We start from the raw sequence: 17,690 nt of genomic DNA on the forward strand, positions 1-17,690 counted from the left end.
GCGCACGTCACCCGCAGCCTGCCTCATCGCCGGTTCGACCCCGACACCACGTCGATCCACACAGCCAGCACGAGGATGCTGCCCTTCACGATCATCTGCCAATAAGCGTCGACATCGAGCATCGACATGCCGTTATCGAGGCTCGCCATCACCAGCGCGCCGATCAGCGCGCCGTACACCGTGCCGGAGCCGCCGCGCATCGACGTCCCGCCAATGAAGCACGCGGCGATCGCGTCAAGCTCGCCCATCGAGCCTGCCGACGGCGACCCCGCGGCCAGCCGCGCCGTGTTCACGATCCCGCCGAACGCGCACATCAACCCCATCAGCGCGAAGATCGCCAGCTTCACGCGGTTCGTGTTGACGCCCGAGAGCCGCGTCGCTTCGAGATTGGAGCCCACCGCATAGATGCGCCGCCCGAACACCGTCTGCGTCGCGATCCACGTGAAGATGCCGAGCAGCGCGAGCAGCAACAGAACCGGCACCGGAATACCACCATAACGATCGAGTGTGGCAACAAAACCGGCCAGTATCACACCGGCACCGACCACTTTCACGACATCCTGCCAGACTGGCACGACACGCAACTGATAGCGCTCACGGTTGCGCCGCTGCCGTATCGTCAGGAACGCCAGCAGCAGGAATATCACGACCGCCAGCGTATCACCCGCGACTCGCGGCAGATACCCCTGTCCGACGAACACAAAACCGTCAGACACCGGCGCAATCGTCGAGCCGCCGGTCACGCCGAGCAGAATGCCGCGATAGGCGAGCATGCCGCCCAGCCCGACAATGAACGACGGCACGCGCCGGTACGTCGACCACCATCCGTTGAACAGTCCGACGAGCACGCCAAGCAGCATCACGGCAGGCAGCGTGACGCCGATCGGCCAATGCCGGTTGACATCGAGTATTGCCGCGACGCCGCCGAGCAAACCAAGCAGCGACCCGACCGACAAATCGATCTCACCCGCGATGATCACGAACACCATGCCGCATGCAAGCATGCCGGTAATCGACATTTGCCGCAGCAGATTCGACAGATTGCGCGGCGTGACGAACGCGCCGTGCGTGAGGGCGGAAAAGAAAAACCAGATGGCGGCCACCGCAATCAGCAACGCCAGAATCTTGTAACGCGCGAATAGTTGCTGAATGCGCTGCGGGCCGCCGAATCCGCCTCGCGGCACCGCATCGTCAGCGCGTTGGGAAGTCACGTCGGGCGTCATGCGGCACTCGCTTCGGTTGGGTTCGGGGATCGCTGCACGGGACGAATCGCGGCGCTGAGAATGTCCTCCTGCGTGAGGCCGTCGTTGACGAAATCGCCCCGCAATTCACCCTCGCCGATCACCAGCACGCGATCGCTGATGCCGAGCACTTCGGGCAGTTCCGAGGACACCATCACGATCGACATGCCGCGCTGCGCCAACTGAAAAATCAACTTGTAGATTTCGCATTTCGCGCCCACATCGACACCTCGTGTGGGTTCGTCGAGGATCAACACCTTCGGATCGGTCAGCAGCATGCGTGTCAGCACCGCTTTCTGCTGATTGCCGCCCGACAGGCTGGCAATCGGCAACATAGGGTGCGCGGCGCGTACCGAGAGCCGCTTCATCTCGGTATGGATCGTGTCGAGTTCGGCTGCGGAGTCGATCCGCCCGGCCGACGCGAAGCGTTGCAGCACCGCCAGCGTGATGTTGTGACCGACGCTCAGGCCCGGCACAATGCCGTGGCGCTTGCGATCTTCCGGGACCATGCCGATGCCCGCACGAATCGCGTCGACCGGCTCGCGTATCCTAAGCGGCTTGCCTTCCATCACCACCGTTGCTTCGCTGACACCGGGATACGCACCGAAGATCGCCTGCATCAACTCCGTGCGGCCCGCGCCCACCAAGCCGGCCACCCCGAGAATCTCGCCGCGCCGCAGCGCGAACGACACGTCGTTGACCCGCTTGCGACGCGGATTGGTCACGTCGAAGCAGGTCACGTGGCGTGCCTCGAAGATCACGTCGCCGATCGGATGCGGCTCGCGCGGAAACAGGTTCTTAATCTCGCGGCCGACCATCAGCGCGATGATCCGGTCAGTGGTCAGCGCGTGCATCGGCTCCGTCGCCACATGACGGCCGTCTCGAATCACGCTGATCGTGTCGCACACCGCCGCGACTTCGTCGAGCTTGTGCGAGATGTACACGCAGGCCACGCCACGCCGCTTCAGATCGCGCACAATGTCCAGCAGAATCCGGATTTCCGCCGCCGTCAGCGACGATGACGGTTCATCCAGAATCAACAGCTTGGCGCGCTTGTTCAGCGCCTTCGCAATCTCGATCAACTGCTGATGGCCGCCGCCATAGTTCATCACCGGCTGCGCGGCATGGATTCCGCTAATGCCGAGTTCGCGCAGCAGTTCGTCGGCGCGCTGGTACATGGCGGCATAGTTCATACGGCCGCCGGGCAGCGTGATCTCATTGCCGAGAAAAATGTTCTCCGCCACTGACAGTTCCGGCACCAGCATCAGTTCCTGGTGAATGATGATGATGCCGGCACGTTCGGTATCGCGCACGCCGGCGGCCTTGAGCGGCTCGCCCTCCCAGATTATTTCGCCCTCCCAGGTGCCGTGCGGATACACACCCGAGAGCACTTTCATCAGCGTCGATTTGCCCGCGCCGTTCTCACCGCACAGGCCCACGCACTCGCCCGGCGCGACCGTCAGATCAATGCCGTCGAGCGCCTTCACACCGGAAAACGCCTTGACGATGCCGCGCATCGTCATGAGAGGTTGCGTCATTCGCTATGCCTCGCTGCAAGGCGCGCGACAGCGCCGGCTCGCGCGCTATGCACCACGCGAACCGGCGCCCGCCGCGCACTCGTTACGCTCATTGGCTCGCGAGCTGGGCCTGGGTATAGAAGCCGTCCTTGACGACCACATCGACATTGCTCTTGGTGAGCAGCGTGGGTTGCAGGAGCACCGTGTCGACCTTCTTCTTGCCGTTGTCGTATTGCGCGTTATAGGCGGGCTTCTCGCCCTTGGCAAGCGCCACGGAGAGCTTGGCCGCTTCGCCGGCAATCAGCTTCAGCGGTTTGTAGACGGTCATGGTCTGCGTACCGGCAATCACCCGCTTCACGGCCGCGAGGTCCGCGTCCTGGCCCGACACCGGCACCTTGCCCGCCATATGCTGCGCCGCGAGCGCCTGGATCGCGCCGCCTGCCGTGCCGTCGTTCGAGGCGACGATCGCGTCGATCTTGTTGTTGTTCGCCGTAAGCGCATCTTCGACAATGCGCAGCGCCGTGGAAGCGCTCCATTCCGGCACCCACTGCTGACCGACCACCTTGATGTCGCCCTTATCAATGGCGGGCTTCAGGACCTTGAGCTGGCCTTCTCGCAGCATCTTGGCGTTGTTGTCGGTCGGCGCGCCGCCAAGCAGGAAGTAGTTGCCCTTCGGCTGCGCGTTATAGACGCCCTGCGCCTGCAATTCGCCCACTTTCTCGTTATCGAACGAGATATAGGCGTCCACGTCGGCATCGAGAATCAGGCGGTCATACGAGACGACCTTGATGCCGGCTTTCTTCGCTTCGGCAACCACGTTGCCCAGCGTCTTCGAATTGAACGGCACGATCACGATGACATCGACGCCGCGCGAAATCAGGTTTTCGATCTGCGAAATCTGCCGCTCTTCGCTCGCGTCGGCGGATTGCACGGACACTTTCGCGCCGAGTTTCTCCGCGGCAGCGACGAAATAGTCGCGATCACGCGACCAGCGTTCGACACGCAGGTCGTCAATGCAGAACCCAATTTCCGGATGGTCCTTGCTGGCGTGCGCGAGCGGCGCGACGAGCGACAGGCTGGCGAGCACCGCTCCACACACGAGCGAACTCAATACGGTACGACGTGTAGCGAATTTCATGTCTCACTCCTTGTTCTGATAGCCGGAATACCGGATTGGACTTCTTGACGCAGCTCTTAACGACCGCTGTAAATCGCCTGATTTACGATGTTCTCCATCAACTCCTGATGCCCGCTTGCATGCTGCGGATTCAAGCCGCGCGCCATTGCATCTGTTGCCAGCGTTGCAAGCGAATAATCGCCGGACAGAATCTTGCGGCCGAACTCCGCCTGCCAGCCCGCATAGCGCTGGCGTTTGAATTGATCAAGCCGGTCATTTTCGATCAGCACCGCCGCACGCTCGACCGCGAGCGCGAGATTGTCGATCGCGCCGATATGGCCGTAGAACAGATCTTCCGGGTCGACACTTTGACGCCGCACTTTCGCGTCGAAGTTCATGCCGCCCGTCGTGAAGCCGCCGTGTTTGAGAATCTCGTAGAACGCGAGCGTCAGTTCTTCCACACTATTTGGGAACTGATCGGTATCCCAGCCGTTTTGCGGATCGCCCCGATTCGCGTCGACGCTGCCGAAAATCCCAAGCGCAAAAGCCGTGGCGATCTCGTGATGGAATGAATGCCCCGCGAGTGTCGCATGATTGGCCTCGATGTTCACGCGAATCGCCTTGTCGAGCCCGTATTGCAGCAAGAAGCCGTGCACCGTCGCGACATCGTAATCGTATTGATGTTTGGTCGGCTCCTGGGGTTTGGGTTCAATCAGCAACGAGCCTTTAAAGCCGATCTTGTGCGCATGGTCGACCACCATATGCAGGAAGCGCGCAAGTTGATCGCGTTCGCGCCCGAGATCGGTATTGAGCAGCGTGTCGTAACCTTCGCGACCGCCCCACAGCACGTAGTTTTCGCCGCCGAGCCGCTGCGTCGCATCGAGCGCATGGCGCACCTGGGTGGCCGCGAACGCGAAAACCTCGGGGTCGGGACTGGTCGCCGCGCCGGCCGCATAGCGCGGATGCGAGAACAGATTGGCCGTGCCCCACAGCAGCTTGATGCCGGTATCCGACTGCTTGCGCGCCAAATAGTCGGCCATGCGCGAGAAGTTCTCGCTGTACTCCTTCAGGTTCGAACCTTCGGGCGCTACGTCGGTATCGTGGAACGTGTAGTACGGGGTGCCGAGCTTCGAGAAGAACTCGAATGCGGCGTCCGCTTTCTGCTGCGCGCGTTCCATTGCGTCGCCGGCTTGCTGCCATGGCCGCCGGAATGTGCCCTGGCCGAAGATATCCACGCCGGGCCAGACGAACGTATGCCAGTAGCACACGGCGATCCGCAGATGTTCTTCGAGCGTCTTGCCGAGCACCGTTTTGCTTCTATCGTAGTGACGGTACGCAAGCGGGTTATCCGACTGCGGGCCTTCGTAACGGATTTCGGGAATGTGTTCGAAGTAAGACATCAGCGTCTCCAGTTTATGTTGCACCGCAACTCGCGCGACTTCGCCACGCAAGCCGACAAGGTGACGCCATGCTGCCGCTTGCCAGTGGCATCGGCAATTGCGAAATTGCGCAGCGTGCTTGATGTTTCTTACCGCCCGCGAATTTGTTTCGCACCGGCGCGCGATTCGCGGCCTAGAATAACCAGACACTTAATACCGGTGCCCCTTGAATTGCGCACTCAACCGGAGACGAAGGCCTGGCGGGTCCGATGACCCGCGTGCCGCTCACCGCCATGACCCGCCCGCAAACACCACAAACGACCCATCGGATCGCGCTGCTGTTCAACGCGAACAAGGTCTATGACCGCGAGATCATTACCGGCATCGGCAATTACCTGCTGTCGACGCGCGTGGCATGGGACCTGTTTCTCGAAGAAGATTTTCGTTGCCGCCTGACGGGCATTGAACGCTTCGACGGCGACGGCATCATCGCGGATTTCGACGACCCTGCCGTGGGCGAAGCACTGAGCGATTGCCCGTTGCCGGTGGTGGCGGTGGGTTCGTCGTTTGAAGATCCGGCCCACTACCCCCCGGATTTACCCTATATCGCGACCGACAACAGCAAACTCGTTTCGCTCGCCTATACGCACCTGATTGGCGCGGGCCTCGAGCATTTCGCGTTGTATAGCTTGCCGCAGGCGCAGGTCAACCGCTGGGCGCAACAGCGTGAACTTGCATTCGCCCATCTGCGCCGCGCGGACGGCCACAGCACCGGGCAGATCGACAGTGAAATCTATCGCGGCTTGTCGACCAGCGCGCCCGCGTGGAACCAGGCTATCGAGCAACTCACAGCCTGGCTGCGGGATTTGCCGAAACCGGTCGGCATCATTGCCGTGACCGACGCGCGTGCGCGGCACCTGCTGCAAGCCTGTCTGATTGCCGGCATTCCTGTGCCGGAAGAAGTGGCGATCATCGGTATCGACAACGATCCGCTCACGCGAACGCTAACACGTATCCCGCTTTCTTCCGTGATTCAGGGTACTGAGGAAATGGGCCGCACCGCCGCGCACCTGTTGCATCAGATGCTGCACGGCGCGCGTTTTCCTGGACGGCGCATTCTCGTGCCGCCGGTCGGCATCAACGTGCTCGAATCGACCCGGCATCAACCGCTTGCCAGTCCGTATGTGATGCGCGCGCGCCACTTCATCCGCCAGTACGCCTGCCAGGGTATTCGCACCGAGCAGGTGGCCGATTATGTCGGCGTGTCGCGCTCGTCGCTCGAAGAATACTTCCGGCGCGAACGGCAGTGCACCGTGCATCAGGAGATCCTGCGCCACAAACTCGACGTCGCCAAATCACTGCTGGCGAAGCGCGATGCGTCGAGTGCGGAAGTGGCGATCCGCTGCGGTTTCACGTCGCTGCAATACATGTACGCGGTGTTTCGCCGTGAACTTGGTTGTACGCCGCGCGAATACCAGGAGCGGGCGAACTCGACATCAATGCCTGGCTGATCGAGCCTCTTCTCTTCTATTCCCACCGACCACATGATCAGCATCGCACAACTTTCTTCCGAGCCGTGGGGCACCTTGCGCAGCGGCGATCCCGTTCGGCTCTTCACGCTGCGCAACGCGCACGGCATGAAAGTCGTCATCAGCGATCTGGGTGCGACGCTTATCTCGTGGCTCGCGCCGGATCGTGCCGGGGTACTCGGCGACATTCTGCTCGGTCACGACACGCCCGCCGAGTATGTCGCGGCCACGACTTACATGGGCGGACTAATCGGCCGCTGGGCGAACCGAATCGCCGATGCGCGCTTCACGCTCGACGGTATCGAGTACACGCTCGACCGTAACGAAGGGGCGAACCTTCTGCATGGCGGCACAGCGGGCTTTCATCGCGCGTTGTGGGACGTGAGCGAGGACAATGGCACGCTGCTCATGCGGATGGAATCGCCCGAAGGCGACGCCGGTTTTCCGGGCAACGTGACCACGCAAGTGCGCTATTCGCTCGATGACGACGGCACGCTCACCATCGCGTATGAAGCCATCACCGATGCCGCGACGCCACTCAATCTGACGAGTCATCCGTACTTCAACCTCACGGGCCGGCCCGGTGCGGACGTTCGCGGCCATGTGCTGTCGATCGACGCCGACCTGTTCTTCGAAGTTGACGCCGCCCTGATTCCCTGCAAGCTGTCCAACGTGGCCGGCAATGCGTTCGACTTCAGGCAGAGCGCGCCAATCGGCGCGCGGCTGGACTGGCCGCACGCGCAATTGGCAAGAGCAGGCGGATTCGATCATTGCTACGTGCTGCGCAATGCGCCCGATGCCGGCATGAACGGAGTCACGCAGCCGTTGCGTCAGGTGGCTTGCGCTTACGACCCCGGCAGCGGGCGCGAATTGACCGTGTTCACCGACCAGCGAGGCTTGCAGTTCTATAGCGGTAACGCATTGAACGGCGACACCGGCCGCGGCGGCATCGCCTATCAGGCGCACGCCGGTTTGTGCCTGGAAGCCGGTGGCTTTCCGAATCAGGTCAATATGCCCGAGCAGGAAGAGGTCATCGTGCGAACCGGCAACACATACCGGCAAGTGACGGCCTATCGGGTCGGCGTACGCACGGGCGTATGACGAGATTGTTCATTTCTTGCGAACGACATTACATCGCCCCGACTGGTTGTTTGCTGCAAGACTGAATTACTGGATCAGTGGTTACCCCAACAACATTCCCTTCCTAGAATCCGTGCATTGGCGCTGAAGATCGCTGCGCCCAATACAACTATTTCCGGAGGGAAGCATCATGAAATCGCTCGTTCAAGCCGTGGCGCTTGTCGTTGTGCTGGCCGGCCCGGTGGCATCGTTCGCGCAAACCGAGCAACCGCTCACGCGCGCGGAGGTCAAGGCGCAGTTGAAGCAAATCGAACAGGCCGGCTACAACCCGGCGGCATCAAGCGACTCCACCTATCCCGCGGACATCCAGGCCGCGGAAGCCCGGGTCGCCGCGCAGAACTCCACGACTGGCTATGGTCCCGCCACTGCCGGCACGTCGGAAACCGGCTCCAACGTGCCGGCCGGGAACCCCTACCTGCAACCTCCGACGGGTGGTCAATAGCACGCGAACATCCTGCAGTTCGAGGCGAGCCACATGTCGCGCATGTGGCTCGCCATCGCGTATTCGACGATACGTCACGCATATTCGGCACACGCCTATGACAGCGCAGTGTCAGAAAGTCCTTTGACGAAAATAATGTCTCAGCTATCCTAGTGCGGCAATTCGGTGGTTCTCGCAGCGTTCAACTTAATCAGCGAGGACTTCTACTCAACGTCGCTTCGGGTTCAATCGTGAAAGTCCGTGGTCCATTGGTGAGATACCAGCGCGGTCGGGAAAGAACGATCCTGTTCGGCTGTCCGATCGCTCATCAGGGGAGCAATACCACTTCGCCATCCCGTCCCCTGTCCGTCGATACCGTGCTGTCGCGGCGCTCCGTCCGCCGGCATAACGTCATTGCAGCGCCCTCCGCCATTCCGGTGCGCACTGACGAAATCGCGTCGCTTCTGCCTTAGCCCCCCTCTCTATTCGCGAGCCCGCACTGCAGGCGCGAGACCGTTTATTTAGCGGTCGCGTGCCGGTATGCATTCGCCTGATCGTGCTTTGCAAGTCCGCCTGCTAGCGCGGGACGGCCTATAGCCCTCGCGTATCTACCTTCGTTATTGCTCTGCTGTGCGCTTGCGCCACCGCAGGCGGCGTCACGTCTCTCTCTGCTCTCGGCTTTCTCTTTGAATCGCACGAGACGAAGGAGACGGTATGTACGCACGCCTGTGCCGTGCAAAAAATGAGGATCGAAATCAAGGAGATTGCAGAATGAAGACTCGTCACGCCACGCTTCTTTCACTCGCCGGCACGATGCTGTGCTCGCTGAGCGCATTGACCGCGATGAATGCCGCGCGCGCCGCGGACACATCGCTTAATGTCTATAACTGGTCCGACTACATCGCCAAAGACACGATTGCCAACTTCGAAAAACAATCCGGCATAACCGTGAAGTACGACAGTTACGACAGCGACGACACCTTGCAGGCCAAACTACTCGCGGGCAGTTCCGGCTACGACATCGTGGTGCCGACTTCGAGCTACATGGCGCGGCAGATCGAAGCCGGCGTCTATCAGAAGATCGACAAATCGAAGATGCCGAACCTCGCGAATCTCGATCCCGGCTTGATGAAACTGATTGCCGACGCGGACCCCGGCAATCAATACGGCGTGCCCTGGGCGTGGGGCACGGATGGCATCGGCTACAACGTGCAAGCGGTCAAAAAAGCACTCGGCGGCGACGCGCCCGTGGATAGCTGGGCGCTGGTGTTCGACCCGGCCAATCTCTCGAAGATGAAAAGCTGCGGCGTGTCGTTTCTCGACTCGGCTGCCGATGTTTTCCCCGCCGTGCTGCAGTACATGCATAAGGATCCCAACAGTGCCAATCCAGGTGATTACCAGGCCGCATACGAAGTGCTGAAGAAAGTCCGGCCATATATCACGCAGTTCAACTCGTCCGGCTATATCAACGATCTGGCAAACAACGACATATGCGTGGCAGTAGGCTATTCGGGCGACGTGGGGATTGCACGGCGTCGCGCTTCGGAAGCCAAGCGTTCGTACGAGGTGCGATTCTCGAATATCAAGGACGCGGGCCTGCTCTGGATGGACATGATGGTGATTCCGAAAGACGCGCCGCATCCGGAAGCGGCGATGAAGTGGATGAACTACATCGAAGACCCGAAGGTAAGCGCCGAGATCACGAATGAGGTGTTTTATCCCACGGCGAATCGCGCAGCGCGGCAGTACGTGACACCAGCAATCGAACAGGATGCCAATGTGTATCCGCCTGAAGCAGTGCTCAGCAAGATGACGTTGATGCGGCCGCAACCGACGCCGATCATGCGGCTCGAGAACCGGCTTTGGGCACAGTTGAAGTCGGGGAGTTGAGGTTTTAGCGTTTGAGTTGTTCCTCGTTGTGGTGGTATCAGGTGAGCTTCCGGGCGTGGTGCGGGCAGTGGGTGCAAGTGCCACGCTCCTTTTTGTTTTGCCGTTTTTCTAATCTTTGAGTCGAGACGTTATGAGCATTGTGAACATTGTGGATTTTGCGGCGCCTGCGAAGGAAAGTGTCGGGTACATGCCCAAAGCGGAAGCGGTACTGTCCGGCAATCCGGTACAGACCGTTCATACGCACTTCACCAGTCCTTGTGGCCAGCTTGCGGCCGGCGTGTGGGAAGGTGCTTGCGGTCAGTGGTCCGTCAACTTTACCGAGAGTGAGTACTGCGAAATTCTGGATGGCGTGTCGGTGATTCGCGGCACGGACGGCACGGCGAAAACCGTGCGCGCTGGAGACCGGTTTCTAATTCCGGCGGGGTTCAAGGGAACCTGGGAGGTCGTCGAGCCCTGCAAGAAGATCTTTGTTTCGGTGGAATTCAAAGGGTAAGTTTTCCCGGTGACCCGCGGTAAGCCGTTCCTTTCAGCCAACACTGAAAGGTCCTCGTTAGCCGCGTCACATGAATCACGCGACGTGGACATTTTTCTAACCCGTATTGGACACACGGCAAGCCTAACTTTCTCTCCGTTGTAACGCGAGGTAATACAACGAAACGCCCGATCAGCAAAGCATCGCGAGTGCCAACGACCGGCGTCCCTGTGTCAAACCCGTTTGGAGAGATCCATGAAGCGTGTCGATAACGTCCCACGGAAACCCCTCTTGCAAGCCTTGCTGGCTTGCGGCGCAGCCGCGCTGGCCACCGGCATGGCGCTGTACCCCTCCATATCCGCCAGCCAGCAGGCCGATGCAGCCTCGTCCGCGACGACCTCGCCGATCAAGCATGTCATCGTGATCGTGGGCGAGAACCGTACTTTCGACCATGTGTTCGGCGCCTATACGCCGCGCCACGGGCAATCGGTTTCGAATCTGCTCTCCAAAGGCATCATCACGCAGGACGGCCAGCCTGGTCCCAACTTCTCGGTAGCCGCGCAGTACACCGCCGACGCGGACAACCCCAAGCGCTTCGAGATGAGCCCATCGGGCAAGAAGCGCTATACGGTATTGCCGGCACCCAACACGGGCTTTGTAGCGACTGCCCCGAGCGACACCAGCCCCCCGCCCTTCGCGACCCTTGCGGCTGCCCAAACCGCTGAAAGCGCGGCCCTGTTCCCCCAGGACATCGTGCATTTGACGACCGGCGCGTCGGGCTTGCCGCAGCAGGTGCCCGATACACGCTTCGGCGCGAACACGTTCAATCTGCCAAATGGCCCCTACCAGATCTCGCGCGTGGGGCCGGATTACGATCAGTACATGAATAGCCCTGTGCACCGCTTCTATCAGAACTGGCAGCAGTCTGACTGTAACGTCTCACAAGCGACGTACGACAATCCTAGCGGCTGCAGAATGGATCTGTTCGCGTGGGTCGAGACGTCAGTCGGCGCCGGCACGAACGGCAAGACGAAACCCGCAAACTTCACCGATCAGACGACCGGAGAAGGATCGACAGCGCTCGGCTATTACAACGTGAATAGCGGCGACATGCCCTATTTCACCGAGCTCGCACGTAAGTACACGATCAGCGACAACTATCACCAGCCGGTGATGGGCGGTACCGGTGCGAACAGCATCATGATCGGTACAGCCGACGCGCTCTACTACACCGACGGCAACGGTAACGCCACGACGCCGCCTAGCGATCAGATCGAAAATCCGCGTCCACAGGCGGGCACCAATAACTGGTACACCCAGGACGGTTACTCGGGCGGAACCTACAGTAACTGCTCGGACCCGAAGCAACCCGGCGTAGGCGCGATCCGCCATTACCTCGGCACGTTGCCGTATCACCCGGACCCGAACTGCGCGGCCAATACCTACTATCTGCTCAACAACTACAACCCTGGCTATAACGGCGACGGCACGGTGAATACGAGCAGCGCCTTCACGATTCCGCCTTCGCCGGTGCGCACCATCGCGGATTCGCTGCTGGCGAAAAACATTTCGTGGAAGTACTACGGCGAGGGCTGGAAGACCTTCGTCAGCACGCCGTCTACCAGCGTGTACTGCAATATCTGCAACCCGTTCCTCTACGAAACGGCGATCATGACCAACCCTGCGATCGTATCCGCGCACTTGCAGGACACAACCGACCTCTATTCGGATATCGCCGCAGGTACCTTGCCGGCTGTGTCGTTCGTGAAGCCGGGCGGTCTGCTGGACGGGCATCCGGAATCGTCGAAGTTCGGCTTGTATGAGGCGTTCGTGCACAAGATCATCAGTGCGGTCCAATCCAAGCCGGCGCTGTGGGCGTCGACGGCGATCCTGATCACCACCGACGAAGGCGGCGGCTACTACGATTCGGGATACATCCAGCCGGTGGACTTCTTCGGTGACGGCCCGCGGATTCCGATGATCGTGGTGTCGCAGTACTCGCGCGGTGGCCGCGTGGTGCATCAATATTCGGATCACGCGTCGATCGTCAAGTTCATCGATCGCAACTGGTCGCTGTCGCCGATCACATCGCGCAGCCGCGACAATCTGCCGAATCCGGTACAACTCGCGGGCAACCCGTACGTACCGGTCAATTCGCCGGCAATCGGCGATCTCTTCGACTCGTTCCAGTTCGACCGGGATCGTGACGATCATCGCAAAGACGATGACCACGGCAAGGACGGCGGGTTCGGCTGGTCGCCATTCTGAGGGATCTTGAATCAGGCGGTCAGGCAACACATTCCGCGGCATGGTGAGCAGCCATGTCGCGGAAGCAGGTGGGTTCACGTATGAGTCTCTCCGCAATTCGCGGTTTGCACCTTAGCCACTGCAATGATTCCTTCATGAAGCGTTGCTACGGTTAGCTGTTTTTTGCGTGCTGTGCCGTCTGCGATGAAATCCCCCGTCTGTCCGGAGACTAACGATGAAAACGACTTCCGTTCCCACGATGATTCACCGCCCTGCATTTGTTCCGCGAGCTATGACAGTCGCGCTGGCGCTCTGCGCCGCAAGCTTGAACACGTATGCCGATGAGCCCGAATTTCACGGCGGTGGCCGCTTCGAACCAGGTTTGCTGGTCATCAGCCGAAGCGTGTATGACAATCTGTCGAGCAACGTTCAGCCTGGCACCGTGTTACCGCCGAATTGCGCCAATACGAAGGCGGGTTGCAGCACGGGCAATGGCGCGCCGAACGATGGTACCTACCCCTATGTATGGAACAACGACGGCTACGACGGCAGCTTCGGTATCACTGCGAGAATTTTTCTGGACCAGATTACCCCGTCTGGCGAGCGCGTGAATTCGCTCGAGGTGCCCAATAACTTGCAGAAGCAGTTTGCACGTGATCAGCTCGTTACGAGCTTCAGCTCCAAGTCGGAACTCGGCCTGCATCTCTCGCTGGACGGCCAGTACCTGACCTTCATGGGCTACGTTGCACCTGTCAACACGTTAGACGTCTCCAACTCGAACACGTTCGGCGCCGTCGACCAGACCAATCCGGTAGGACAGAATTTTTATCGCGCGGTGGCTCGCGTCGATCGCGATGGACACTTCCGCTTTACCGAAACCAACGCGTACAGCGGCAACAATGGGCGCTCCGCAATCCTGAACAACCTCAACGGCCAGGACATCTACTACACGGCAGGCAATGCGGGTAACGGCTCCAATCCGCAGCCCGACGGTGTCATCCTCGGCGCCGGCGCGCAACTCATCGCCGCGACGAAACAGCATGAAGCAGAGCAGAGTCCGGGAACGCCGACACCCGTCGCCAGCTTTTCCGTGACGGAACTCAAGGCGCCGGCCGACAAGATTGGCAAGGACGACAATTTCCGCGGCATGGCCGTGTACAACAACGTTCTGTATTTTACGAAGGGCAGCGGCGGCAACGGTGTGAACACGGTGTATTTCGTGGATACAACGGGCAACGCCTGTCCGACTGGCGTGGGCGTGCCGGCAGCTAACGCGGCGCTGCCTACCCAACCGCTTGCTTACGATCCGTCTACACTGCAAACCACCGGCTTGCCGAGCAATATGTGTGTGCTGGCCGGTTTCCCGTCGACGCCGAACAAGACAGCCACCACTCTCTCTTATCCTTTTGGTCTCTGGTTCGCCGACGCCAACACGCTTTATGTCGCTGACGAGGGTGACGGCTATACCGGCGGTGCCGACCTGTTCACGCATGCCGCGGCGCAGACCGGCGCAGGGCTGCAGAAGTGGGTGTACAACGCCAGTGCCAAGAAGTGGACGCTCGCGTACACGCTGCAAGCGGGTCTGAACCTCGGCCAGCAATACGTCGTGAAGGGATATCCGACTGGCTCCAACTCCGCGACCGGACTGCCGTGGGCACCCGCGACCGATGGACTGCGTAACCTGACTGGCCGCGTCGAAAGAGACGGCACGGTCACGATCTGGGCAATTACCTCCACCGTCAGCGGTAACGGCGACGTGGGTGCGGATCCGAACCAGCTGGTCGTCGTGCGCGATATCCTCAAGAATACGACCGCTTCGGGCGCTGCCCGCGAGAAGTTCGTGACGTTGCGCAGCGCGCGGTTCGCAGAGGTCTTGCGCGGCGTTTCGTTCGCGCCGGGTACGGATCGGGACCACGACCGTTTCTGATTAGCCGACGCGCCTGAGATTCCACGGCGCGAACACTCGCCCGGCCATCGATGCGCTCGCAACGATGGCCGGGCGCGGTCTTTCTCCCCTACCCGCCGTGCGACAGACTGAACTCAATCCGCTTGCTTCAGCTCGCCAGCGGATAAGACGGTGCGTCGTGCCGCCGCAAGGTCCGGTAGAGCATCCACGTAGCGGCCGAACCCATGCCGACTGTGATCGACCACGCGATACCCGTAACGCCCCAATAGTGTGTAGCGGGCGGCACGATCCCGACGAGGATGACCATCTGTATCAGCGAGGCGTGCGTCGTCGCCTTGGCATCGCCGACCGCGCGCAGGTAAGCGACGAGCACCGCGATCAACGCGCCGATCGCCATGTTGATGACAAAGATTTTGAACAAGGGGACGGCCGACATCCACGCGGGACCGAGAATCAGCGCGAAGAGCGGTTCCGCGGTCATCCGCAGCAGCACGACGAACATTGCGAGACCGGCAGCGACGATCGCGAGGTAGAGCTTGACGCGCCGCGCCGCCACGCGCGCATCGTGCCGGTGTTGTGCGGAGAACGTCGGAAAAAGGTATTGCCCCATGGCGAACGCCGCGTCCGTCAGCAGCATTTGCGCGAGTTTCGACGACATCTGGTAGGCGCCCAGTTGGGCCGGCCCGAGCAGTTTTCCGACCACCACCTTGTCGAACTGGTTGAGCAGTAGATTCACCACGCTGCCCGCCCAGATCCAGCGGCTAAAGCCAATGTAATGACCGATTCCCGTCCATGCGAGCCGGATCGGCGGCCGCGGCTTCATCGTCGTCCACGTAAGCGTGCTCTTCAGCATATCGCCGACGACCATGCCGATCAGCAGTGAGTAGGCTCCCGCTCCGCTGAGCGCAAACGCGAGCCCAATGCAGCAATCGACAAACGCCGCCGCCATTTCGATTCCGGCGATATGCTGGAAGCCGCGATTGCGTTGCACAACGAAGTAAGCGGGTGACGCGAGGCCACGAATCAGCGGCAGTGCGGCCGCGAGTTGCAGCAGTGCAAGCGCATTGCCGAGGTGAAACTGGCTGTTCATCACCGGCGCGAGTGCAATCAGCACCAGCGCGACCAAAGTGCCGCGCGCGGTGAGCGTCGTCCATACGGCGGAGAGTTCCGAACGCGTCGGCGCTTCACGCCCCTGGATGACCGCCTGGGGGAGACCTGTGTCGGACAGAGATTCCGCGATGGCGACCGCGAGTAGCGCAATACTGACGCTGCCGATCGCCGACGGCCCGAGAATGCGCCCGAGCGCGAGAAACTTGACTGCCACGAGACCGCGCACGACGACCTGCTGCAGCAGCACCCAAGTGGGCGCACTCGGCCCGAGGCCCACTCGCATCGAGAATGATGCCCCCCTGATCGATCTCACTCTGTCCCCTCCGCGACCGCTTACGCCCCTGAATGGATTATCTTCTTGGTGACCAGGGCGACACGGCGTCGAACGAATGTGACTGTTCTGCGAAAGACATTATGTGCGGCACCGAACGCCGCGTGGCAGATTTGTTTCGCAATGCAGCGAGGGGATTTCTTCTGAGGAAATGAAGGGAAGAATATCCGTTTGAAATCAAGACGGTGGCGACCATAGACACGCGCGGCAAGCGCATCAGGCCGCCACCAGCAGCACAGCCCACAACCTTAATCAGCAATCTTGATCACAACCTTCCCGAACGCACCACGTGCCAGATGCTCATACGCTTGCACGGCTTGCGCGAAGGAATACACATGATCGATGACCGGCTCGATCCGATGTTTGTCGAGGAACGGATTCATGCGTTCAAACGAGGCGCGCGGGGCCACGGCAATTCCCCGGACTGTTGTCTGACGGAAGATTAGCGGCATGAGGTTGAGCGCCGACGTCTGCCCCGTCAGGAAACCCACCTGAGCGACGAGGCCGGCCACCTTGGTGGCGGCGATCGATTGGTTCAGACCTTGGCCGCCGGCGACATCGATCGTAATGTCCACACCCTTGCCCTCGGTCAACTCGAGAACCTTCTGCTCCCAGTTCGGGCAGGCCTTGTAGTTGATGCCGTCGCTCACGCCAAGCGCCTTGATCTTCGCCAGGTTCGCGTCGCTGCTCGAAGTCGCGATGACACGCGCGCCATGCGCGGTTGCAATCTGCGCGGCAAAAATCGAAACGCCGCCGGTGCCTTGCACCAACACGGTCTGACCCGGCTCCAGATGCCCCAGATCCATCAATGAATGCCAGGCGGTCAGCGCCGCGATTGGCAGCGTCGCGGCCTGCTCATCGCTCATCATGTCGGGCGCTTTCACCGCGCTTTCTTCATGGATGATCATGTATTGGGCCAGACCGCCAGGCAGCGGCATACCGAGGCAATGAGCGGGTTCGTCGGGTCCCGGCGGCCCGTCGATCCAACGCGAGTACAGCGTCGAGTTCACTCGATCGCCCACCTTGAAGCGGCTGACACCTTCGCCGACTGCCACCACGGTCCCCGCTGCGTCCGACACGGGAATCAGCGGCTTCGGCACACGGTGCGGCTCGTAAATGCCATCGACGATAGCCTTGTCGCGAAAGTTCAGCGACACAGCGCCGACCTTCACCAACAGTTCGCCCGGCCGTGGCACGGGCGTAGGCACCTCTTCAAGATGCAAATTGCTCAGACCAAAGTCTTTCAACAACCATGCTTTCATCGCGCTCTCCAGTGTGCGAATACGTTGATCGTCGTCGGCAGCTAGTGCCGTCAACCCGCCGTCAACCTGGAGGCAGTCTAATTAGATACCCTGCGTCAAGTTAGCACCTATAATTCCAGAGATTCATT

13 protein-coding genes are annotated in these 17,690 nt (G+C 60.7%); 7 read left to right on the forward strand and 6 right to left on the reverse strand.

The window, feature by feature from the left end; translation table 11 throughout:
• Positions 1–23: 23 nt before the first annotated feature.
• The 4 genes from A6V37_RS02890 to xylA all read right to left on the reverse strand — a co-directional run bounded on the left by A6V37_RS02890 (position 24) and on the right by xylA (position 5,275).
• The gene (locus tag A6V37_RS02890) at positions 24–1,223 is read right to left on the reverse strand and encodes a sugar ABC transporter permease (RefSeq protein ID WP_064266097.1); all 1,200 of its coding nucleotides are present in this window, start codon (positions 1,221–1,223) and stop codon (positions 24–26) included.
• Positions 1,220–2,779 carry a D-xylose ABC transporter ATP-binding protein gene (xylG, locus tag A6V37_RS02895; protein WP_064266098.1) on the reverse strand — a complete coding sequence of 520 codons (1,560 nt, stop codon included), beginning with the start codon at positions 2,777–2,779 and terminating at the stop codon, positions 1,220–1,222. Before xylG ends, A6V37_RS02890 begins: the two co-directional genes overlap by 4 nt.
• 88 nt (positions 2,780–2,867) lie before the next feature.
• Positions 2,868–3,896, reverse strand: a complete 1,029-nt coding sequence (xylF, locus tag A6V37_RS02900; protein ID WP_064266099.1) for a D-xylose ABC transporter substrate-binding protein — start codon at positions 3,894–3,896, stop codon at positions 2,868–2,870.
• 56 nt (positions 3,897–3,952) lie between these two features.
• Complete coding sequence (gene xylA, locus A6V37_RS02905) at positions 3,953–5,275, reverse strand: xylose isomerase (RefSeq protein ID WP_064266100.1); 1,323 nt, start codon at positions 5,273–5,275, stop codon at positions 3,953–3,955.
• Between the two features lie 272 nt (positions 5,276–5,547).
• Between xylA and A6V37_RS02910 the strand changes: the two genes are divergently transcribed.
• From A6V37_RS02910 to A6V37_RS02940, 7 genes are all read left to right on the forward strand, one after another.
• Positions 5,548–6,765, forward strand: coding sequence for a XylR family transcriptional regulator (locus tag A6V37_RS02910; protein ID WP_064266223.1), 1,218 nt, complete (start codon positions 5,548–5,550; stop codon positions 6,763–6,765).
• Between the two features lie 33 nt (positions 6,766–6,798).
• The gene (locus A6V37_RS02915; RefSeq protein WP_064266101.1) at positions 6,799–7,884 is read left to right on the forward strand and encodes an aldose epimerase family protein; all 1,086 of its coding nucleotides are present in this window, start codon (positions 6,799–6,801) and stop codon (positions 7,882–7,884) included.
• A gap of 169 nt (positions 7,885–8,053) precedes the next feature.
• Positions 8,054–8,365: a DUF4148 domain-containing protein gene (locus A6V37_RS02920; protein WP_064266102.1), complete on the forward strand. Its 312-nt coding sequence runs from the start codon at positions 8,054–8,056 to the stop codon at positions 8,363–8,365.
• Between the two features lie 792 nt (positions 8,366–9,157).
• The gene (locus A6V37_RS02925; RefSeq protein ID WP_242665745.1) at positions 9,158–10,234 is read left to right on the forward strand and encodes a polyamine ABC transporter substrate-binding protein; all 1,077 of its coding nucleotides are present in this window, start codon (positions 9,158–9,160) and stop codon (positions 10,232–10,234) included.
• A gap of 130 nt (positions 10,235–10,364) precedes the next feature.
• Positions 10,365–10,727, forward strand: a complete 363-nt coding sequence (locus A6V37_RS02930) for a cupin domain-containing protein (RefSeq protein WP_064266104.1) — start codon at positions 10,365–10,367, stop codon at positions 10,725–10,727.
• A gap of 234 nt (positions 10,728–10,961) precedes the next feature.
• Entirely contained in the window at positions 10,962–12,974 is a 2,013-nt protein-coding gene (locus A6V37_RS02935) for an alkaline phosphatase family protein (RefSeq protein ID WP_082902605.1), read from the forward strand.
• 214 nt (positions 12,975–13,188) lie between these two features.
• The gene (locus A6V37_RS02940; protein WP_064266105.1) at positions 13,189–14,880 is read left to right on the forward strand and encodes a hypothetical protein; all 1,692 of its coding nucleotides are present in this window, start codon (positions 13,189–13,191) and stop codon (positions 14,878–14,880) included.
• A gap of 127 nt (positions 14,881–15,007) precedes the next feature.
• Here A6V37_RS02940 and A6V37_RS02945 read toward each other — a convergent pair whose 3' ends face one another.
• Complete coding sequence (locus A6V37_RS02945; protein ID WP_423213097.1) at positions 15,008–16,252, reverse strand: oligosaccharide flippase family protein; 1,245 nt, start codon at positions 16,250–16,252, stop codon at positions 15,008–15,010.
• A gap of 296 nt (positions 16,253–16,548) precedes the next feature.
• Entirely contained in the window at positions 16,549–17,562 is a 1,014-nt protein-coding gene (locus tag A6V37_RS02950; RefSeq protein ID WP_064266107.1) for a zinc-dependent alcohol dehydrogenase family protein, read from the reverse strand.
• Positions 17,563–17,690: the final 128 nt, after the last annotated feature.

Origin of the sequence: Paraburkholderia ginsengiterrae, assembly GCF_001645125.1 — a bacterium.
GTDB classification, from domain to species: Bacteria; Pseudomonadota; Gammaproteobacteria; order Burkholderiales; family Burkholderiaceae; genus Paraburkholderia; species Paraburkholderia ginsengiterrae.